The following is an 18,953-nucleotide window of genomic DNA, read 5'->3' as shown; positions in this document are numbered from 1 at the left end:
CTGACAAAAATTAATTGCTCTCCCCAATCCGTACCACCCCATCATAACGGCTAAGGACCTCATCGGACACACGGTGGGAAATATGAATGAGCGTCTTATCTGCTAGTGAGATGAGATAATCTTCAATCACTGCATAGGTTTCCTGATCCAAGGCAGACAGACTTTCATCCAGCAACAAGACGTCCTTATCTTGCAGCAAGGCACGAATCAAGAGCAGGCGTTGCTTTTGTCCGCCAGACAGTCCGCTATCATCACTTATTTCCTCGCTCAAAGAAGCATAACTTGGAAAACGACTATCAAGATTCATGGTCTTAATGAGGGACATCATCTTATCTTCTGAAACCTCCCGTCCCATGGTCAAGTTGTAGAGAACCGTATCATGGAAAAGGGCTCCCTCCTGCGGCAGATAGGCAATCTTGTCTTGAATGGCTTGGTAGGATAAGTCTGAAAGAGAGGTTTTATCAAAGTAAATATCCCCTGCTTGCAGTTGGCTATTCTTGGTCAAAATAAGAGCCAAGGAAGATTTGCCAGAACCACTTTCCCCAAGAATTAAATACTTCTTGCCACGTTCAAACGCTACGGTCAGGTCTTCAAATACCTGCTTCTCACCGATAGCATAACTAGCCTTGACCAGTTGCATGCTCTGGAAAGCCGAAGCTAGTTCCTGCCCCTTCGTTTCTTGACCCAAAGTAGATAGCTCAAACTCTTGTTTCAATTCCTTAACGGCATGCCTGTCCAAAAAGGCTGCCGCAATGCTGTTAATGGGATCCACCAACTGCTCTGAAATGGTCAGAATAGCTGTCAAGCCACCGATGGTCAAGGCCCCAGAAAAAACCTGAAAACCACCGATAAAGATAATCGAAAGAGTAGTCAGATAAAAGACAAAACCGACTAAGAGCCGCATGGTTACTGTCGTTCGATTGGCCTGATTGACCTTGTCATTGACTGCTTGATAGCGATCGTTCAGCCCATCTAAAACTTGCTGTCTTTGGCGGCTATTTTTCACTTGCAAATAACCCAGAAAGACATCTGAAACCCTTGTATTATAGACCTGCTGACTGTCCGAAATCGCCTCCTGATTGAGCCTTCTCCGCTTTTTAAACAAATAGGGAATCACAACTGGCAAAAAGGAAGTCAGAATTAAGAAAATAGCAGTCAGACCATCCAAGCTAAGCAAGGCTAGACTGGCAATGCCAAAGGTACAAGCTCCTTGAAAAATCGTAAAGAAAGTGTCGTAATAATCTTCTTTCACCGTCTCCAAATCATTATTGAGCTGGGAAATATAGGCCCCTGCCCCCTGCTCAACGAACTCTCTAAAAGACAAATCAAACATTTTCCCAATAAAGGTCGCTTGTAATTGGAAACCTACTTGATTGAGATAGCTGACATTGGCAATCTGACGAATGTATTCAAAGACCAGCATGACAAGGACAGTTAACCCCATCTGCACAAAATAAGACACAAAGGCTTGTCTATCTCCAGTTGCAATAGCATCAATAATATAGCGATACTGATACAGAAAGCCAACATTGAGCAGGGCTACTGCAAAAATACAAGATAAGGTTAGCCAAAAATTCCTCGTTTTCATTTCTTCTCCACCATTTTATAGATTTCTAAGTAAAACAATAAAAAATCTGTATTAAACACCGTTATTATACCACAACTTTCCATGTTTGTGTGCTTTTTCACATAAAGAAGAAACCAAGCCAGCATTCTGACTTGGTCTATTTTTATTCTGTCGTTTCAGTCGCCACCTTGAAAAAGTCCTTGTATTTCAAAAGATAACCTTTGCCTGTGGAGAGGTCGTATTGGACCAGTTTGAGTTCTTCTGCAACTTTCGCATCACGCTCTGCCTGACCTACACGATCCTTATGAAGCACTTCCGTCAAGAGGGCATAGTAAGGACTGACCTTGTTATTGGTCGTTTCCAACATGAGAGCATTCATGTCGCTAGAGTTAACTAGCTCATAATTGTATTTCGCTGTATCAAAATTGCTCCACACGAAATAATCCGTCTTGTACTGCGCACTTGGGTCCGTCACGAAAGCAGACTCTGGATACAAACCTGGTAGGTGGTCACCATAAAAAACAACGGTCACTTTCTTATCCAAGGTCTTGAGCTGGTCTAGAAAATCCCTTGTTGCCTGATCCGTAAAGGACAGAAGACGAGCATAGCTATTGAGGTTGGCATTTTCCTCAGCCGTGAAGCCCTCTCCCGAAGCTGTAATACTTGCAGGCTCAGCAGAGTTCCACTGCACATGGTTTTGCATGGTAATAGCCGACACAAAGCTGATAGCGGCAGAACGTACCTGCTCCAAAATCAAGTCATAGGTCTTCTTGTCACTGACAAAATTCCCCTGATAATCTTCAGCCGTCACTGCAAGTGGATAGTTGGCACTATTGAGCGTATAGAACTGCTCAATCCCCAACTGTTTATAGATAGAATTACGATTGTAACTAGTATCGAAGTAGGGATGAATAGCCACACGGCTATCTGCTGGATAGAGGTCGCTGATACTTGGCAACTTCTTCATATTCGGTGCCACATCCAGATAGACAGATGAAATAGAAGAATTATAATTGTAAAGTGGTAAACCACTATAAACCTGAAACTCGATATTAGCCGTCCCACCACCATAGTGGTCGCTCTTCATCAAACCACTGGTAGTCTGACTCATGATGTACTCAATATTTGGTAGGACATTTTGACTAAGAGTCACACCGGGAATCCGACGAGGGTCAGCCAAACTCTCACTAAGAATGTAGATAACCGTCTGGTCAGTCAATTGACCTGTCCGCTCTGCATTGATTTCCTCAGCCAAGGCAGTGTATTTCTTCACAATGGCCTTCATGGTCTTCTCAGAGTAATTCTCAGGCATTTCCATACTGGTCTTACTGAGCTGCTGCAACCAGAGGAATGAAAGAGTGCGATAACGAGCCACAAAGGCGTAGCCCTTCCAGTCTACGTTCCGCCAGTTATTGACCTGCGAAAGAATAGGAATCCAGCCAGCAATCTTGTGGTCTTTTTCATTACGAATAGCCCAACCCATTCCTAAAATCAAGGATATGATGACTGAAATTCCTGCCAACCGTTTCCAGATGGAAGCAACAATCTGTCCTTGGAAGTATTTCTTGTAAATTTTCCGATAAACAAAGGCAAGGATTACCAAGAAGATCAGTGATACAATCACGACACGCAGGCTGATAAAGCTGAGAATCATTCCCAAGTTCCCGACCCACTTGAAATCATTGGGAGTCAATGGTTCCGAACGGTAGCGGAATTTTAGGAAATTAGCCGCTATCAAGGTCACATTTAAACCAGCAATGACAGCAACCGACAAGATTTGACGGTTGATGACCAAGCTAATGATAATGTTTAGGAAAAAGAGGCAGGCAATCTGAAAGACAATGGCTCCAGGAAAGAGGTGACGTGTGAAATAAGAACCAGTCGCTCCAGCCATTGAAGCCTGATAACCGATATGCGACAACATAGCCAGAGCCAGGCTGATAAAGAGCATACTGTGGACATTGGTCCGATTGGCCTTAAACTCTACAAATGCCTTATGAAGATAGCGGAGAAATAGGTAGGTCCCTATAAAATGAATAGGGGCAAACAGCGGTGTCTGGCTGAAAAACTCTATGTAAGAACCTTTCTCAACCAAATTCTCATAATGGCTATCTTTCCAATAAGAGATAGCTAAAGGGCTAAGAGAAAGCAAACTGGTCAAGAGCAAATAGCCATCTGGTACCAAGTGATTGGCTGACCACTGGCTTAATTTTTCTCGAATTCCCGTCTTCTTCCGCCATAAAAATGCCAACAATACGGGAAGAGCCAACATCAATAGAAGCTCAAATTGAAAGAGATTATTACGGAAAATATTCCAGGCTTGATATTTCTTGGCATTGAGCCGATAGACTAGATTGACAAGATATAGAAAGCCTAGAAAATAGCCGACATACTTGGCAAAGCTCTTGGTCTTGATAAACTGTTCGTACTTATCCAGCAGGACCAAGATATAAAAAGTAAAAATAGAATAGGCAAGCAAGGGCAGGGGGATAAACCAGAGCGGGAAAGATACTCCACTTAGCAATAGAGCCCGACCCATCGCCAGCAAAACGGTCATAATCATAACCAGAATAAATTGCTTACTTGCCTTTGGATTGATTTGTTTCATAACATTTCTCTCTTAGGAAAGGCTTGATTTTCGGTAAATAAAGATGTAGTACATCGACCAGACTAGCCATCCAGTCAAGCTAACCGCGATAACAGGCAGTAACCACCATTGTTGCTTGTAGGATAGGACAAGGGTATTTTGCCCCGGTTGGCTGGTGACTGTTGGCACACCGATATCGGAAAGCATCATATCTTCCCTATCTAAAACGGTATCATTCAAAACAAGCTGACTGTCTTGGTAAACAATAACTGGTACCGCAGTTTCTTCTGCTTCTGACGCCGTCCAAGTCACCACCAGCTGATCTCCATCAACTTCTTTGGCAAAATCTTGATTTGGTAAAATCACTTGGTCACGATAGGTAAAATAGGTATTATCCGACTCCTCATTGGTCAGATGTCCAGTCTTTTCTGATAAATCTGGCACATAGTCAGGCGTGGATTTCTGAGCAATGTGGATAAATTCACCCAAGTCTTTGGAATGGAAAGAAGCCCGTAACTCTTCCGTCGTCCCGTACAAGGTCGTATGAATTCGTTTTTGCAGGAAAGTATCACTGTAATAATGCCCATTGATTTCCTTATAACTTTCATTCCAGAGGAAACCAACCGAAACAAGCAAAGAAATAACAGTCAAACCAGAAAAGATTTTCTGCATTTTTTCTGACAAGCCAGATACTTGTAGCCCTACCACTCCTAATAACAAGGCGTTGGCATAGAGGAAGAAACGGAAAGGAAATTGGATCAACTCAACTAAGTCAATCCCCTTGCCAGCTACTAATTGCCAAGGGAAGAGGTTGGTTGACAAGACCAAAAATACTGCATAGGTCAGAGCAAGGCCACCTAGAACCAGCGATTGTTTCTTCCAATTTTTCACTACAAAATAGAGATAGGTCCCAAAGAAAATTGGCAGTGGATATGGATAGTAGAGAAAGGCTGTTTTCAGCCATGTGACAGTATTTTGAACGAATTTCTTATTTACAAATGGAGGAACCAAACTGTTGGTCGCGTTGATATAAACCAGTGGCAACCAGATATTGATGGTCAGGAGCAGGAAAATCCCTACCGACAGAGCTACTTGTCCAATAATCTTCATTTTTTGGTCTGATTTCCACCAACCAATGAAAAAGAGAATGCCATAGGCAATGACCAAGAACAAGGTCGATAGCATATGGACCTGTAACATAAGCCCCACAGCACCTGCCATAAGGAAAATAGGTACTTTTTTCGTCTGCAAAAAACGGACTGCAGGGATTAAACAAAGCGGAAAAAGAGCCACTCCCCAGCTGGTAAATCCTTGGGTTGCCCACCAATACTGAATGGAATAGGTGGTCACAAAGAACATAGACAAGAGAATGGAGTGAGCATACTTGACCTTGACCTCACGCATGAGGAAATAGAGAGAGGTGGCACTCAGAGTTCCCAAGAGAAGATTGGACAAAATTTGATAACGAAACCAGGTCCCACTTAAGAGTACCAAGGCTCCCTGTAGATAGGCAAAATAAGGACCATAGAGAGCATTGACAATCCGCCCTGACTGCTGATAGCCATACAAACTGATGATATAGGAGAAATTGCCCTCCTTCATCTGCATAGCCGCATCATAGAAACGGTTGTAGTGGAAAATCAAGTCCGCACCTGTCACCATGCCCTTAGTTAGCAAGTGAGGAACTAACAATAATAAAGAAAATCCCACAAATAGGCCCAGGGCTACCAAATGGGGATGCTTTTTCAGCATAGTTTTTAACATATCGATACCTTCATAAAAAAAGAGGGAAACCCTCTCTTGTTTTTGTAAATATTCTGCCAATTTGCAGACAATATTTTTCAAAAGTTAGTCACATTTCAGTATAGCAAGCTTTCTCCCCACTGTCAACGAACAAGGCAAATAGGAAAACAATTTTCCATTAAAATAAATATTGATTGCAGATTTCACCACAATCAATACCTACTTATAAACCAACTTCTTGGAGGCTATCAGACAGACGCGCGAAGTCAGCCATGGAAAGTGCTTCTCCACGGACACTGGCTTCCAGCTCTGCCATGCCAAGCGCCCGCGTCAGCTTGTCCTTGACTTCTTCGGACTTGCCGAAATGGTTGGTCAGGTTGTTCCACAGGGTCTTGCGGCGGTGCACAAAGCTGGCCTTGGACACTCGGAAGAAGAAATCTTCGTCCTTGACGTTCACCAGGGGTTGCTCGCGGCGGACCATTTTGAGAATGGCGGAGTCCACGTTCGGTGCGGGCACAAAGACGGTGCGAGGCACGATGAAAGCCACCTTGGCAGTCATGTAGTACTGGACCGCAATGGACAGGCTACCGTAGGCCTTGGTATTTGGCTCGGCAGAAATGCGGTCGGCCACCTCCCGCTGCATCATGACCACAAACTCGCTGAAGGGAATTTTGCTCTCAATCAGGTGCATGAGGATAGGGGTGGTAATGTAGTAGGGCAGATTGGCCACGACCTTAATCGGCAGGTCAGGGTTCTTGAAGTTCTGAATCTGGGTCTGCAGGTCGGTCTTCAGGATGTCTTGGTTGACCACGGTCACATTGTCAAAGCGACCCAAGGTGTCCGCCAAAATCGGAATCAGGCGGTCATCAATCTCAAAGGCCATGACCTCAGCAGCACTCTCCGCCAAAAATTCTGTCAAAGCTCCGATTCCAGGACCGATTTCGATGACATTGACATTCTGATCAATCTCAGCCGTGTCCACAATTTTCTGTAAAATATTGGTATCAGTCAAAAAGTTCTGACCGAAGGATTTCTTAAAGGTAAACCCGTGGCGTTCAAGGACGGTGCGGGTAACATTTTTGTCTGCGATTCTCATGTGTGTTTCTCTTTTCTTGCCCGATAACTCTCTGGACTTGTATAGTATTTAAAAAATAAAAAATTATTGCCGGATTTATCAATTATACTTTTCAAAGAAAGGTTAGCATTTGTAATCAGGTGATTTTTTGTAAAGTAAGCAGCTACTTCGCTACCATTATTTAGAATTTGCCAGACAACATTATTTCCTCTGATACTCGGTAAATAGGTCTTAGCTTCTAAAAATTTGATTAAACCAGTTACAGTAATGTCACTAGGGATGTCAATTTCGCCAGAATGTGTCAAAACATCGTCACCCATACAGACGGAAGTCCTATCTACTTGTATTTTCATTTCATTCTCCATCTTCTACGTGGTAATCATCAAACTTTTCACTCACTTTTTTCATGGTCTCGAAAGATTCTTGACTAACATAACAACCAGCTTCATGATACTGAGTTCCATTGATAATGTAGTCAAAGATTGAAATCATATTTCCAGCAGGTTCAATCATACCACTCCACTTTTCATCAAAGACCATCCTCAGACGTTTCCAATCTGTAAAGATTGAGATAGCCTCCCGATCCTCTTTCCCTTTTCTAGTTGGAAGATTAAATTTCGACCCTTGTTTAAAGGTAGACTCCTCTTTCCCATTTAATCTCTCTAAAAAATGTTTATCAGACTGCATTGGAACAATAAAAGTTGCTTTTGGTATCTCTCTAGACAAAAATCCATAATAAAGCCCGTAAACCAATTCTTCATCTTTCGTCTCAGGTTTCCCCATTTGCCCCATCAGGAGTAACCAACGGACTATATTGGGATTGGTTACTGGTACTTGAATTTCTGGAATTCCACTAAAATCGGGTTTTGGAACCAACTCTTTCGCCCAGACTACTGTATCTTTGGACTCAATAAAAACTCCAAGTGCTCCATTTAGGTAAAATTCAGTTCCTAAAGCGTTAGTAATTCCTTCACCATCTTCCCCTTTTTCGACCTTTCGCAAAGTCACATCAGTCCGCTTAGCTTCTGTTAATTTCTCCATTACATAGTTATAGCGTTCCTCATCTACAATCTGTATCAACGGATCCGTACAAAGGAATGAACCATCTGCTCTTCGGAAGGTTTCAGAGTAGAGTTGGGCTTCTCCAGTCCTAGTCGATTGGAGAATATAAATCCTGTCAGCTGCTAAAAGTTTATCCTTGACGATACCTCTTAGCACCTGAATTTTTTGCTGATTTTCCTCAGTTTCCTCTGTAGAAAAGACTTTGTCATTTTTCCTACAATAATTAATAAACAGCCCCACTAACTCAGCAACATCAGCTAAGCTAGCTTTCTGAATATCTTCGGTTTTTAAAATTACATTTTGAAAGCCAATAAAACCATCTGCTAACGCTCTAAGATAAGCTTCTTCTTTAAAATCAGAGCTAGCAGCAGAATTATATAGGACTAGTCCTACTTTTGCAAGTTCGTTATCAGTCAGAATTACTCTCAGACTACCTTTTTGATTGGTCAAGACTTGCATTGCAGTTTGAGATTGCTCAATTTCCTTAACCGTTGCAACATAATCCCTACCTCCCTTAACAAAAGTAAGCCTATCACCCACCTTTATTGTACCATAAGCCTGACCAGATAAAATGACTTCCCCAGAATCTTGCGAGTTAAAGACCGCTTCTACACCAAAAGCAACTGGCTGCTGGGTAGCTGTTGTCACTTCTGTCATCTCATCTTTATTCTTTTTCCAAAAATCAAATAATCCCATCTTCCATCCTCCAGATTTAACATCTCACTCAATTCTGAAATAAGACTCAACTCCCTCACAGCAACTGCCATTTCCAGCTATTTTTCATTAGCGATTCTCCACCTTCCACTCACCTTCTTCAAACCAGAAAAAATTCTCCGTCAGTTGTGGCTGTTCAAAGATTTCCAACAAGTTTCAAAACCGTCTGCCAGCTGAACGTTCTTCAGGTCTGCACAATCCAGCCAGAAGACCTCGCCCTCATCTGAAGATTGGAGAACTCCTGAAAAATGGCTGGTTTTGTAGCAAAATACTAGATAACGATAGTCGTCAGTAGGGTCCGTCCAGTTTTGAATGCCACAGAGTTCGAGGTTGAATACAGTCAAGCCCGTTTCTTCTTTGACCTCACGAATGACGGAGGAAATAATACTCTCGCCACGTTCGACATGGCCACCAGGAAATGTAATCCCAGGCCACTTCTCTGACTTCCTATTCTGGACCAATACCTGCTGACCGTCTGTAATCATACACATATTGGTTAGGATGACTTGCTCTCGTCTAGACATTGCCCTATCTCCCCAGATCATCAAAGTAATAGATATTCAAAAATTCTTCCTCTGCCACGGAGCGTTCAAAAGTGTAAAACCAACGATAAACTTCTACAGCCGGTCCATCAAACTCTACCCTGTCGTCCATTTCTTGCAGACCAGCAATATGAAACAAACGGCTCTGCTTCCAAATACCATCCGCATTGACATAGCCATCTTCGACCAGATTACGCAAATAGTCAAGTAGCGCTTCCGTGTTAACCTGCTCATCCTCCCAAACAAGGACATTAGCCGGTAGCAAGTAGGTCACTTCTTCATAAGATGAGTAATTTTCATAAGAAGGCTCAAAATCGTTTTTTACCAAGCACTTAACAGCGTAGACCCTATCCATGATAGCACTCCATACACTCTTCAACTTCCACCAAACTTATCCTAAACAATTCCAATCGTTTGAGGAGCTGCTTGCCGTTGCAGTAGCCGATGCGGAGCTTTTCTCCCAGATGTTCTCTCCGTTTACGACTGTCGCCGCCCATAAGGAGCCCTAGGCGCATCAGATCTGACTTGCTGATGTCAAAGTTATGTTCATCATCATAGTAGCCACGCAGGCCTGCTAAGGCCTTTTCCAAGTCTTCAAAGCTGGCGTGCTCGATGCCCAAGGACCGCCCTTTTGTCTTGGATTGGGGCCGAGCCTCGTCCCGCTGTAAAAAGGCGTGTTTGACCGTGGGAATGGCCTGCATAATGATTTTCCGAATCCGCTCCCCATTGTAGTCTGGGTCAGTAAAGACAATAACGCCACGCAGGTTATGGAGTTTCTCGATGCGTTCCAAGTCATCGTCTGATATGGCAGAGCCTCTGGTTTCGTAGGTATCCACCTCGTAAAACCGCTTCAAGTTTGCCGTATCGTCCTTGCCCTCGACAACCAGGACTTCTTGAATCTTAATTTTCTGAGTCAATTCTGAACAAACTCCTTGCATTCTCGTAGGTCGCAGCCGCCACTTCTTCGACCGACTGGTTGCGAAGCTGGGCCAGCATTTCCACCACATATCTGGTGTAGCCGGTGCGATTTTCCCGACCCCGCTTGGGAACTGGGGCCAGGTAGGGTGCGTCCGTTTCGACCAGGATTTTTTCTAGGGGCAATGCTTGCGCCGCTTCCTGAAGTTCGACGGCTTTTTTGAAGGTCACCACTCCCGAGAAGGAGATGTGCATGCCCAGGTCCATGAAGGCCTGAGCCTCCTCCAGCGTGCCAGAGAAGGAGTGCATGATGCCTCCACGCGGACCGACGCCGACTTCCTTGATAATCTGATAGGTATCTTCCAAAGCATCTCGAGTATGAACCACAAAGGGTAAGTCCAACTGCTTGGCCAACTCCATCTGTCGCTTGAAGACACGGGCTTGGGTTTCCTTATCTGCCGTCATCCAGTAGTAGTCCAGCCCAATCTCTCCCAGGGCAATGACCTTGGGATGCTTAAGAGCCTTGAGTAGATAACGTTCAACTTCTTCATCATAAGTGCCAGCCTCTGTCGGATGCCAGCCCAATGTCAGATAGATTTCAGGATGCTGATCAGCAAGCTCCATAGCCTTGTCAATGGTTGCTCGGTCAAAACCGACCACATTATGGAGGGTAACCCCCATTTCCTTGGCAAAATCTAGTTCTTCTTGGACCCGACCGTCAAACTGCTCAACATTGAGGTGGGTGTGGGTATCGAAAATTTCTATCATCTTACTTCTCTTTCTTTTCTACCATTATACCATACTTTAGACCTCTAGCTTTCAAGACAGTTCTGTAGAGAATATGCTACAATAATCTGAAAAGGAGAATAAATAATGATTAAACTACTCGCTATTGATATGGATGGAACCCTGTTGGACGATAAAAAGGAGATTTCCCCTCGTAACCAGCGTGCCTTACGACAAGTTGCCGAAGCTGGAATAATGGTGGTACTGTGTACAGGACGGCCCCTGTCTGGTATTCAACCCTATTTTGATGAATTGAAGCTAACATATTCTCCCTATGCCATTGGCAACAACGGCTGTCTGACCCTTTCGACTGATGACTGGTCTATCCTTTCTTATCAGTCGACACCGCTAGCTCATGTTGAACAATTAGCAAAATTTCTAGAGGAGTTCCCTAGTCTTAACCTAGTCCTCTTTACACCTCATGCTAATTATGCACTAGGTAAAGAACTAAACGAAGCCACAAAAAAAGATGCGATCATTGAATCCTCTATCCTTTACCATACAGACTTGGAGAATTTTCGCTCCTTGAACATACCTGTCCTTGTTCCGATTTTTATGGGAGAGGCTGAGGAACTGGATCAACTGCAACTAGCTTACGGTAACCAACTAGCAGAAAACTTCCAACCTGTCCGTAGTTTAGACTATGCTTTTGAAGTCCTTCCAAAAGGAGTTAGTAAGGCTAGTGCCTTGGCTAGACTAACAGAGAAGCTCGGCATAACTCCAGAGGAAGTCATGGTGGTTGGAGATGGGGACAATGATATCCAAATGCTCCAGTGGGCAGGACTTGGAATTGCCATGAAAAATGCAAGTCCATCCCTACTCAAGTTCGCGGATGATATCACAGACAGCCATAATGAATCTGGCTTAGCCAAGGCTATCGAAAAGCATCTCCTCAATGTGAAATAAGGACGAAAAAACCAGCAGACTCGAGTTTCTGCTGGTTTTAGTTGTATTCTTATGCTACTGTAAGAACTTTACGTCCCTTACGGCGACGAGCTGCTAACACGCGACGGCCGTTTTTAGTTGCCATACGGCTACGGAAACCGTGTTTGCGTGCGCGACGGATTTTACTTGGTTGAAAAGTACGTTTCACGATGAATACCTCCTCTTAGATTCTTGTATTCGTTTAGCCGGCTAGTTTTGATCAGTTACTAAACATACCAAACTATTTTATATAAAATCTGGGGGTTTGTCAAGCTATTCTGTTCTATTTTCAATCAGATTAAGAAAAAACATTGAAAAAAAGAGGCTGAGCCTCTTCTTAATCGCGATGTCCTTCAATATCTACCACTACATAGCGGTTTGGTTCACTACCTTCTGAATAGCTAGTCAAACCATCCATCTTAGAAATAATGCGGTGGATGATTTTACGTTCACTGCTTGACATAGGGTCTGTGTGGTAGGCTTCCTGTTCAACCAATACACGTTCAGCCAATTTTTGCGCATAGCCTTGAAGAACTTCTGCACGGTGTTCTACATAGTCATTCACATTGATGGTGATGTAGAAATTCCGCTCATAACGGTTGTAAAGGAAGTTCTGAGCCAAGAGTTGCAAGGCCTTCAAAACTTTACCGTGATAGCCAATAACACGTCCTGGTTCATTGGTGTCGACTTGGATATTGATTGTACGTCGGCTATGGCTGGTTTCAATACTTGCTTCCACATCCATATCGTCCAGAATTTCTTGAATGTAGGCAGAAACCTCTGCAACAACCTGTTCAATGTCGTACTGGGGCTCCACCTTGATATTTAAATCAGCAAATTCATCTTTGACAACTGGCTCTGAGCTGATTGTTTCTTCTTGAGTAGGTGTTTGACTGACACTTGCTAACAATTCGTCAGAAAGAATTTCAATGCGCCCAGTTTCTTCAAGAATGGTTGTCGCTTCTTTTTCGTTCTTCAAAATCTGAGCCTTAATCTCATCATCAAGCGTTTGACCAGATTTTTCAAATTCCTTAACTGCCGCAACAACTTTTCCAAGGTCAATCGTAGCTTCTGAAACACTCTTGACTGGCTCATTGAGTTCATTGATTTCACTTGGAACGCCTCGAACAGCCTTTTGGTTGGCTTTGACAACGGTCGTTTCGTTGATGACATCAATATCTACGATGGCTGGTTTTTTACCAAAACCAAAGAAACCTTTCTTCTCACGCGCTACAACAGTGATATGTGCCTTCTTACGGGGAATATTCAATTCTTCTAGACCATTTTGAATGGCTTCTTCAACATTTGCACCTGTAAATTTCATTTTCTCTCTCCTATTCGTTTCATCCTACTTCTGTTTGCGAGCCTTTTTCTGAGCCCGTCTGATTTTAGCTTGACGCTCTTTTTCAGCATCAATTTTAGCTTGACGCTCTGCTATGATTTTAAAAGGATTATTAAACACCAAGGTTTGAACCACTTGATAAGCGTTAGATACCGTCCAGTACAAGGCCACACCACTAGCGGCTGTAACAGCAAAGAAGAAAATCAGTACTGGCATGATGTACATCATAGCTGTAATGGCACCATTTTTCTCAATAGCTGCCTTATTGGCCAACCAAGTACTTAAGAAGGTGAAGGCTGCTGCTAAAACTGGAAAGATAAAGTAGGGGTCAGCTTCACCAAGATTTACCCAGAGGAACTGTCCAACCTTGAGAGCTTCCTCCGTTATCAGAGCTTGATAGAGAGCTAGCAAAATCGGCATCTGAATTAAGAGTGGCCACATGGATGAGGTCATGTTGACGCCGTTCTCTTTATAGAGTTTTCGTGTTTCCTCATATAATTTCTGACGAGTATCCATATCACTTCCAGCATACTCTTCCTGTAAAGCACGTAGCTGGGGTTGAAGTTCCTGCATCTTACGCGAAGAATTCATTTGAATTTGGAACAAAGGCAATAAGATAGTCCGAATGATAATCGTAAAGAGAATAATCCCGATACCAATCTGACCGTTGATGGACAAGAATTGAATAATGCTAGCAAACCAATGAATCAATCCATTCCATGCGCCCGAAGACTGACTGGAGGCTGTTCCTGTTCCACAAGCGGTTAGCACGAGTAGAGTTGTGGTCAGTAGCCCAGCCCACTTAAGATTCTTTTTCAATCGCAACACCTTCCTGGTATAATTTAGCTAGTTTTAAAACATGGATGAGGTTTTTCTTGATTTCCTGATAGGACAGCTCTTCAACTCCTTTACGAGCGATGATTACAAAGTCATCCGTCACCAACTCTTGCTGGCATTCTATCAGGACATGGCGAAGTCTTCGCTTAATGCGATTTCTCATGACAGCGTTTCCCAATTTTTTGCTGACAGATAGGCCTACTCGGAAATGAGCCTGGTCCTTGGGTAAGCAGTAAACCACAAACTTCCGATTGGCTACATTCTTTCCTTTTGTAAAAATGTCATTAAAATCTCGTTCACGCTTGACACGATAGCTTTTCTTCAAACCGTCACTCCATCTTTCAAAATTACCTCTATTATACCATAAAATTCAAAAAAGCCAATAAACATCACGTTTAGAGGCTTTTTGAAGCTAGTAATTGCTCATTTGCTTGTTGCATTCGCAGATAAAATTATGCAAAAACTGTCCCGTCAAGCGATTGACACGGTGGACTGCTGTTTTTGATTGAAGGGCCGTGTAGATGTCCAATTCAATCAAATCAGAAATTTCTTGGTAGCGTTCTAGAGGAACATCTTGTAGATAATATCCAACCTTGCTACATTCCAAGACCAGTTTTCCAATAATTTCATGAGCCTGTCGAAAGGGCATTCCCTTGCTAGCCAAATAATCTGCCACCGCAGTTGCATTTGAAAAACCTTCTCTGTTGACTGTCCACAAGGAGAAAAACTGACCGAAGTCAGCTTTTTAGGATAAAATCTCTTTAATCTGGTCAAAATCCAGACGACGCATTTGCAGAACGGCATCATTAACAGCCTTGACGGTTTCTGGGCTAGCCGTATCGTATGCTTCCATCAACATACGCGGTACAATCTGCCAGGAAATCCCAAACTGGTCCTTGACCCAACCGCACATTTCCGCCTCTGGCACTGCTGATAAGAGGTCATAATAGAAATTGAGTTCGTCCTGACTATCCACATAGACCATGATCGAGAAGGCTTCGTTGAATGAAGCTTCACCCCCGTAGCCGTGGTCCATGACAATCATTTTCTGTCCAGCGATAAGAAGTTCCGCATAGTTCAGTTTGGCAGCCTCAACAGCAGCCTCCCCTTCACCGTAGTAGGAAAGTTGACCGACACTAGCCTGAGGGAGCTTGTCCTTGTAGTAGTCCAACATAGGCTGGGCCAAACCAACCTGTTCCTGTGAGAAGAGCAGACAGATGTCAAACTGATAAGACTTGACCAAGTCGGGTGCATAAGATAGTTGCCAAGACAGACCAAAGCGGTCTTCCAACCAGACATAGTAAGGGCTGAAGGGATACTCTCCCAAAGGCATGAGAATACGACCGCCTTCTGACAAGGCTTGGTACAAACGTGTCACTTCATCCTTGCTGGCTACATTGACCATAAGGGACATGGACTCATTGAGCTTAAAGTATGGACCAGCACTAATAGCCGCCAAGGTCATATCGCCCAGTTGAAACTGAATCAAATCCGAATCACCCGAAGGCGTATCCGTAATGGTGTAGGTCCAGTCCAGCTTGCCACCGAAGAGGTCCACATAAAAAGCCACCGCTTCTTTTGCCTCTGTGTCATGCCAGAGATGTGGGATAATGGTTTGCATTGATTTCTCCTTTGAGTTAGTAGCCCCAGTATAACACTTGTCCGTACAAAAACAAAACATGTTGCCTTACACTTACAGATGTGCTATACTAAATAACTACAAAATTGACAGGAGAACGAAATGGAAACTTGGAACGCCTACACAGCCGACGGTCACCTGACCGACCACACCCTCACACGCGGAGAATCCATTCCCCACGGCCTCTACCACCTGGTCGTCGAGTGCATCATCCGCCACCACGACGGCAGCACCCTCTTCATGAAACGCGACAGCACCAAACCCTCCTACCCTGACTATTATGAAGCGACAGCAGGAGGTTCGGCTTTATTTGGGGAAATAGCAGAGCAGGCCATTTTACGCGAGGTCCGCGAAGAGACAGGCATTGAGCTGACAGCTGACCAACTCCGCCACCATACACACTTTGTCGCCCATGATGACCAGTGCATTTTCCACTGCTACTGGGCTGAAACCGACTGGGACAAAGCTGCTATCCAACTCCAAGCCGACGAAACCAGCAACTACATCTGGGTCCCACAGGAAAAGTTGAAAGATTTTCTTGAAACAGAACTGGTCATTCCAAGGCAGAAAGACTATGTGGAGGGGTTGTTTTTACAAAGCTAAATTCCCCTAACAGACAAATCCCCGCCGTCACAGGACAGCGGGGATTCATTTATTTCAATCCAGCAACTAGACTTGCAATATCAGCTGGTCGGGTACGGCAACAGCCTCCAACTACCTTGGCACCCAGTTTGTGCCATTCAAGTGTGTTGTCCAGAAGAGAATGGCTGTCGTCTGCTCTTTCCTTCCAAGTTTGAGTGGCTCCATCATAGACTTCTCCAGAATTTGGATAGGTGACAAATGGTTTATCCGTTTTCTCTCTCAACTGACAGAGAAAGGCTGGATAGAGCGAGGGAGCCGTACAGTTAAGACCAACCGCCAAAATCTGCTCACTGCTGTTGACCAGCTCTGCTATTTTTTCAATAGCCGTACCGTCAGAGATTGACTGACCATCTTGGGAGGTGAAGCTGATATAAGCCTCAACCTCTGGGAAATCTTCTGCCAATAACTCTACTAAGGCTTGTGCTTCAAGAACATTTGGAATAGTCTCCAAGGCTAAGAGTTCAGCCCCCTGTTCTAAGAGGAGTTCGATTCTGCGACGGTGGAAATCTTTTAACTCTGACAGACTAATGTTGCCATAATCGCCTGTATATTCAGCACCGTTCGCCAAATAGGCTGCGTAGGGACCCACGTCACCTGAAATGAGAGGATAGGTTCGTTGTGCTTTTTCAGCTTCAGACAATTCTGCCCAGACCTCATCACGCGCTTCCTTGGCCAAATCAACGGTCAAGCGAATGAGGTCCTCTGCCTCTGCTTGTGACAAGCCAACTTCTGCCAGTCCTTCAAAGGTCGCCTGATAGGTTGAGGTTGTCACCAAGTCGGCCCCAGCACGAACGTAGTCCTTATGAATATCCTTGATGTACTCGGGATTTTCCAATAGATATTTGGCAGACCAGAGCTTGCCCGATACATCATGACCTCGAAACTCTAATTCTGTTCCCAGAGCACCGTGCAAAATGATGTATTCCTTTTGTTCTAATAGTTCTTTAAAACGACCCATACTCGATCCCTCCTACCACTTTTTAAAGCGGATATAGTGATAAATATAGCAGCCAATCATGAATGGCACACCAAAGTAAAGACCAGCACGCTGAGAAGGATCCCAACCGATTCCGATGATGGAAATAACCAACAAAACAACCGTAATCCACGGCAAAGTTGGTGAAAAGGGTGTCTTGTATTCCAATTCATCTTCGCTATGATTCTTCAAAAATTCACGTCGGAAGCCGATTTGTGCAAGCGGAATAGCCAACCATGCAATGACAACCGCAAAACCAGCGATAGAAACTAGGGCCAGGAAGATTGTATCTTCTGCATAAATAGACGCAATCAAGGCGATGACAACACCAATCATGGACAAAATCATGCCACGCATGGGAACACCGTGTTTATTAATTTTTACCAATTCCTTACTAATCATGCCTTCATTGGCCAAAGACCACAGCATACGACTTGAAGCATAGAGACCAGAAGTCGATGCAGATAAGATAGCTGTCAAGATGATAAAGTTCATAATGTCAGCAGCATAAGGAAAACCTATCTTGTCCAAGACAAGTACGAACGGTGCTTCTGTCACACCTGCTTCTGACATAGGAAGTAAGGCTGCCAAAACAACGATTGTTAGGACAAAGAAGATGACCAAGAGACCGATTGTCGATTTAATGGCTTGCGGTACAGCTTTCTTGGGATTATCTGTTTCACCTGCCGCAATTCCGATCATTTCCACACCTGAAAAGGCATAGTTAACAGACAGCATGACCGTGATAAAACCAACCAGACCGTTAGGAAGTAAGCCGTTACTTGTGATATTGTTAAATAGCGGCGCAGCTTTGGTTCCCTCAAATGGCAAAATACCAAAAATAGCCAAAGTCCCAAGCACGATAAAAGCTGCAATGGCATAGACCTTGACAGACGAGAGTGAATCCTCCGCCTTGGCAAACCAACCGACAGATAGGGTGTTCAATCCAAAGACAATAACCGCAAAAATCGTCGCAAAAATCCAAATCGGCACACTAGGAAACCAGCGTTGCATGAGCTGGGCTGCCCCCACAAACTGCGAGGCCAGAGCAACGACCCAGCAAAGCCAATACATCCAGGCCACCATGAAACCAGTACCTGGACTGATAAACTTGGTCGCATAGGTGTGGAAAGATCCAGTCACCGGCATTGCAACCGACAATTCACCTAAAGAGAACATGACCAAGTAAACCATGACAGCTCCAAATAGATAGGCCGCAATAGCTCCAAATGGCCCAGCCTGTGCAATGGTATAGCCTGAACTTAAGAATAAACCAGTTCCGATTACCCCACCGATAGACAACATCTGCAAATGACGACTGTTCATCTCTCGATTAAAAGTACCCTGATTTTCAAAATTATGATTTTCCATACACTCTCCTAAATTCTTGTGATTAGTCTATCATACCATGAATTTTCAGAAACTGGTTATATCGTTTTCAAGCTTATTTCCATAGTTTTAAACTATAACAAATCCCCACCGCCATATATGAACTGCTCCCTGTCAAGTGGACAATGAAATAATAAAAGATTAGGCGACGGCCTTGTTCCTCATTTCAAGAGGGGCAAGGCCGTTGTTGCGTTCTTGAAATCGTTGATGATT

Annotated in this window: 18 protein-coding genes and 2 pseudogenes; 2 read left to right on the top strand and 18 right to left on the bottom strand. The window is 43.9% G+C overall.

All coding sequences use genetic code 11. The features are described 5' to 3' along the window. Positions 1-10 precede the first annotated feature (10 nt). The 10 genes and pseudogenes from C1G53_RS00445 to C1G53_RS00400 all read right to left on the bottom strand — a co-directional run bounded on the left by C1G53_RS00445 (position 11) and on the right by C1G53_RS00400 (position 10,973). The gene (locus tag C1G53_RS00445; RefSeq protein WP_105117260.1) at positions 11-1,588 is read right to left on the bottom strand and encodes an ATP-binding cassette domain-containing protein; all 1,578 of its coding nucleotides are present in this window, start codon (positions 1,586-1,588) and stop codon (positions 11-13) included. A 142-nt stretch (positions 1,589-1,730) separates the two neighbouring features. Then, positions 1,731-4,175, bottom strand: a complete 2,445-nt coding sequence (locus tag C1G53_RS00440; protein WP_105117259.1) for an LTA synthase family protein — start codon at positions 4,173-4,175, stop codon at positions 1,731-1,733. 12 nt (positions 4,176-4,187) lie between these two features. Beyond that, positions 4,188-5,918: a hypothetical protein gene (locus tag C1G53_RS00435; protein WP_105117374.1), complete on the bottom strand. Its 1,731-nt coding sequence runs from the start codon at positions 5,916-5,918 to the stop codon at positions 4,188-4,190. 202 nt (positions 5,919-6,120) lie between these two features. Beyond that, positions 6,121-6,993, bottom strand: a complete 873-nt coding sequence (rsmA, locus tag C1G53_RS00430) for a 16S rRNA (adenine(1518)-N(6)/adenine(1519)-N(6))-dimethyltransferase RsmA (protein ID WP_105117258.1) — start codon at positions 6,991-6,993, stop codon at positions 6,121-6,123. Beyond that, positions 6,990-7,325: a hypothetical protein gene (locus C1G53_RS00425; protein WP_105117257.1), complete on the bottom strand. Its 336-nt coding sequence runs from the start codon at positions 7,323-7,325 to the stop codon at positions 6,990-6,992. The genes rsmA and C1G53_RS00425 overlap by 4 nt, the downstream gene beginning before the upstream one ends. A gap of 1 nt (position 7,326) precedes the next feature. After that, entirely contained in the window at positions 7,327-8,730 is a 1,404-nt protein-coding gene (locus C1G53_RS00420) for an SseB family protein (RefSeq protein WP_105117256.1), read from the bottom strand. Positions 8,731-8,817: 87 nt separating this feature from the next. Continuing rightward, a pseudogene (locus C1G53_RS00415) lies at positions 8,818-9,272 on the bottom strand (8-oxo-dGTP diphosphatase). A 4-nt stretch (positions 9,273-9,276) separates the two neighbouring features. Beyond that, the gene (locus C1G53_RS00410; RefSeq protein WP_105117255.1) at positions 9,277-9,645 is read right to left on the bottom strand and encodes a hypothetical protein; all 369 of its coding nucleotides are present in this window, start codon (positions 9,643-9,645) and stop codon (positions 9,277-9,279) included. Next, a complete protein-coding gene (gene rnmV, locus C1G53_RS00405) occupies positions 9,638-10,207 on the bottom strand; it encodes a ribonuclease M5 (RefSeq protein ID WP_105117254.1) in 570 nt (189 codons plus the stop codon). The genes C1G53_RS00410 and rnmV overlap by 8 nt, the downstream gene beginning before the upstream one ends. Next, positions 10,191-10,973: a TatD family hydrolase gene (locus C1G53_RS00400; RefSeq protein WP_105117253.1), complete on the bottom strand. Its 783-nt coding sequence runs from the start codon at positions 10,971-10,973 to the stop codon at positions 10,191-10,193. The genes rnmV and C1G53_RS00400 overlap by 17 nt, the downstream gene beginning before the upstream one ends. 105 nt (positions 10,974-11,078) lie before the next feature. Here C1G53_RS00400 and C1G53_RS00395 point away from each other — a divergent pair, with 105 nt between their 5' ends. Continuing rightward, positions 11,079-11,897 carry a Cof-type HAD-IIB family hydrolase gene (locus C1G53_RS00395; RefSeq protein WP_105117252.1) on the top strand — a complete coding sequence of 273 codons (819 nt, stop codon included), beginning with the start codon at positions 11,079-11,081 and terminating at the stop codon, positions 11,895-11,897. 49 nt (positions 11,898-11,946) lie between these two features. On the opposite strand, the gene rpmH is transcribed toward C1G53_RS00395, so the two are convergent. From rpmH to C1G53_RS00365, 6 genes and pseudogenes are all read right to left on the bottom strand, one after another. Further along, positions 11,947-12,084, bottom strand: a complete 138-nt coding sequence (gene rpmH, locus C1G53_RS00390) for a 50S ribosomal protein L34 (RefSeq protein ID WP_002939016.1) — start codon at positions 12,082-12,084, stop codon at positions 11,947-11,949. A 168-nt stretch (positions 12,085-12,252) separates the two neighbouring features. Then, positions 12,253-13,239, bottom strand: coding sequence for an RNA-binding cell elongation regulator Jag/EloR (gene jag, locus C1G53_RS00385; protein WP_105117251.1), 987 nt, complete (start codon positions 13,237-13,239; stop codon positions 12,253-12,255). A gap of 24 nt (positions 13,240-13,263) precedes the next feature. Continuing rightward, the gene (locus C1G53_RS00380; RefSeq protein ID WP_105117250.1) at positions 13,264-14,076 is read right to left on the bottom strand and encodes a membrane protein insertase YidC; all 813 of its coding nucleotides are present in this window, start codon (positions 14,074-14,076) and stop codon (positions 13,264-13,266) included. After that, positions 14,060-14,419 (bottom strand): ribonuclease P protein component, encoded by a 360-nt coding sequence (rnpA, locus tag C1G53_RS00375; protein ID WP_105117249.1) that lies wholly within the window; start codon positions 14,417-14,419, stop codon positions 14,060-14,062. Before rnpA ends, C1G53_RS00380 begins: the two co-directional genes overlap by 17 nt. An 87-nt stretch (positions 14,420-14,506) precedes the next feature. Beyond that, positions 14,507-14,788: pseudogene (locus C1G53_RS00370) on the bottom strand (hypothetical protein); the annotation flags it as partial. Between the two features lie 51 nt (positions 14,789-14,839). Continuing rightward, a complete protein-coding gene (locus C1G53_RS00365; RefSeq protein WP_105117248.1) occupies positions 14,840-15,715 on the bottom strand; it encodes a VOC family protein in 876 nt (291 codons plus the stop codon). A 120-nt stretch (positions 15,716-15,835) separates the two neighbouring features. On the opposite strand from C1G53_RS00365, the gene C1G53_RS00360 reads away from it, so the two are divergent. Beyond that, positions 15,836-16,336: an NUDIX hydrolase gene (locus C1G53_RS00360; RefSeq protein ID WP_105117247.1), complete on the top strand. Its 501-nt coding sequence runs from the start codon at positions 15,836-15,838 to the stop codon at positions 16,334-16,336. Between the two features lie 49 nt (positions 16,337-16,385). Here the strand turns inward: C1G53_RS00360 and mmuM are convergent, their stop codons facing one another. Beyond that, positions 16,386-17,333, bottom strand: coding sequence for a homocysteine S-methyltransferase (gene mmuM, locus C1G53_RS00355; protein ID WP_105117246.1), 948 nt, complete (start codon positions 17,331-17,333; stop codon positions 16,386-16,388). A 12-nt stretch (positions 17,334-17,345) separates the two neighbouring features. Next, complete coding sequence (locus tag C1G53_RS00350) at positions 17,346-18,722, bottom strand: amino acid permease (protein WP_105117245.1); 1,377 nt, start codon at positions 18,720-18,722, stop codon at positions 17,346-17,348. Between the last annotated feature and the right edge of the window lie 231 nt (positions 18,723-18,953).

It is taken from the genome of Streptococcus suis (genome assembly GCF_002960445.1).
Classification (GTDB): domain Bacteria; phylum Bacillota; class Bacilli; order Lactobacillales; family Streptococcaceae; genus Streptococcus; species Streptococcus hyiners.
This window is presented reverse-complemented; position numbering and strand designations above follow the sequence as displayed.

Bases quoted from the DNA above. Each gene is read 5' to 3' on its own strand.
- C1G53_RS00445 (WP_105117260.1), bottom strand. From the start codon at position 1,588: ATGAAAACGAGGAATTTTTGGCTAACCTTATCTTGTATTTTTGCAGTA.
- C1G53_RS00440 (WP_105117259.1), bottom strand. From the start codon at position 4,175: ATGAAACAAATCAATCCAAAGGCAAGTAAGCAATTTATTCTGGTTATG.
- C1G53_RS00435 (WP_105117374.1), bottom strand. From the start codon at position 5,918: ATGTTAAAAACTATGCTGAAAAAGCATCCCCATTTGGTAGCCCTGGGC.
- rsmA (WP_105117258.1), bottom strand. From the start codon at position 6,993: ATGAGAATCGCAGACAAAAATGTTACCCGCACCGTCCTTGAACGCCAC.
- C1G53_RS00425 (WP_105117257.1), bottom strand. From the start codon at position 7,325: ATGAAAATACAAGTAGATAGGACTTCCGTCTGTATGGGTGACGATGTT.
- C1G53_RS00420 (WP_105117256.1), bottom strand. From the start codon at position 8,730: ATGGGATTATTTGATTTTTGGAAAAAGAATAAAGATGAGATGACAGAA.
- C1G53_RS00410 (WP_105117255.1), bottom strand. From the start codon at position 9,645: ATGGATAGGGTCTACGCTGTTAAGTGCTTGGTAAAAAACGATTTTGAG.
- C1G53_RS00400 (WP_105117253.1), bottom strand. From the start codon at position 10,973: ATGATAGAAATTTTCGATACCCACACCCACCTCAATGTTGAGCAGTTT.
- C1G53_RS00395 (WP_105117252.1), top strand. From the start codon at position 11,079: ATGATTAAACTACTCGCTATTGATATGGATGGAACCCTGTTGGACGAT.
- jag (WP_105117251.1), bottom strand. From the start codon at position 13,239: ATGAAATTTACAGGTGCAAATGTTGAAGAAGCCATTCAAAATGGTCTA.
- C1G53_RS00365 (WP_105117248.1), bottom strand. From the start codon at position 15,715: ATGCAAACCATTATCCCACATCTCTGGCATGACACAGAGGCAAAAGAA.
- C1G53_RS00360 (WP_105117247.1), top strand. From the start codon at position 15,836: ATGGAAACTTGGAACGCCTACACAGCCGACGGTCACCTGACCGACCAC.
- mmuM (WP_105117246.1), bottom strand. From the start codon at position 17,333: ATGGGTCGTTTTAAAGAACTATTAGAACAAAAGGAATACATCATTTTG.
- C1G53_RS00350 (WP_105117245.1), bottom strand. From the start codon at position 18,722: ATGGAAAATCATAATTTTGAAAATCAGGGTACTTTTAATCGAGAGATG.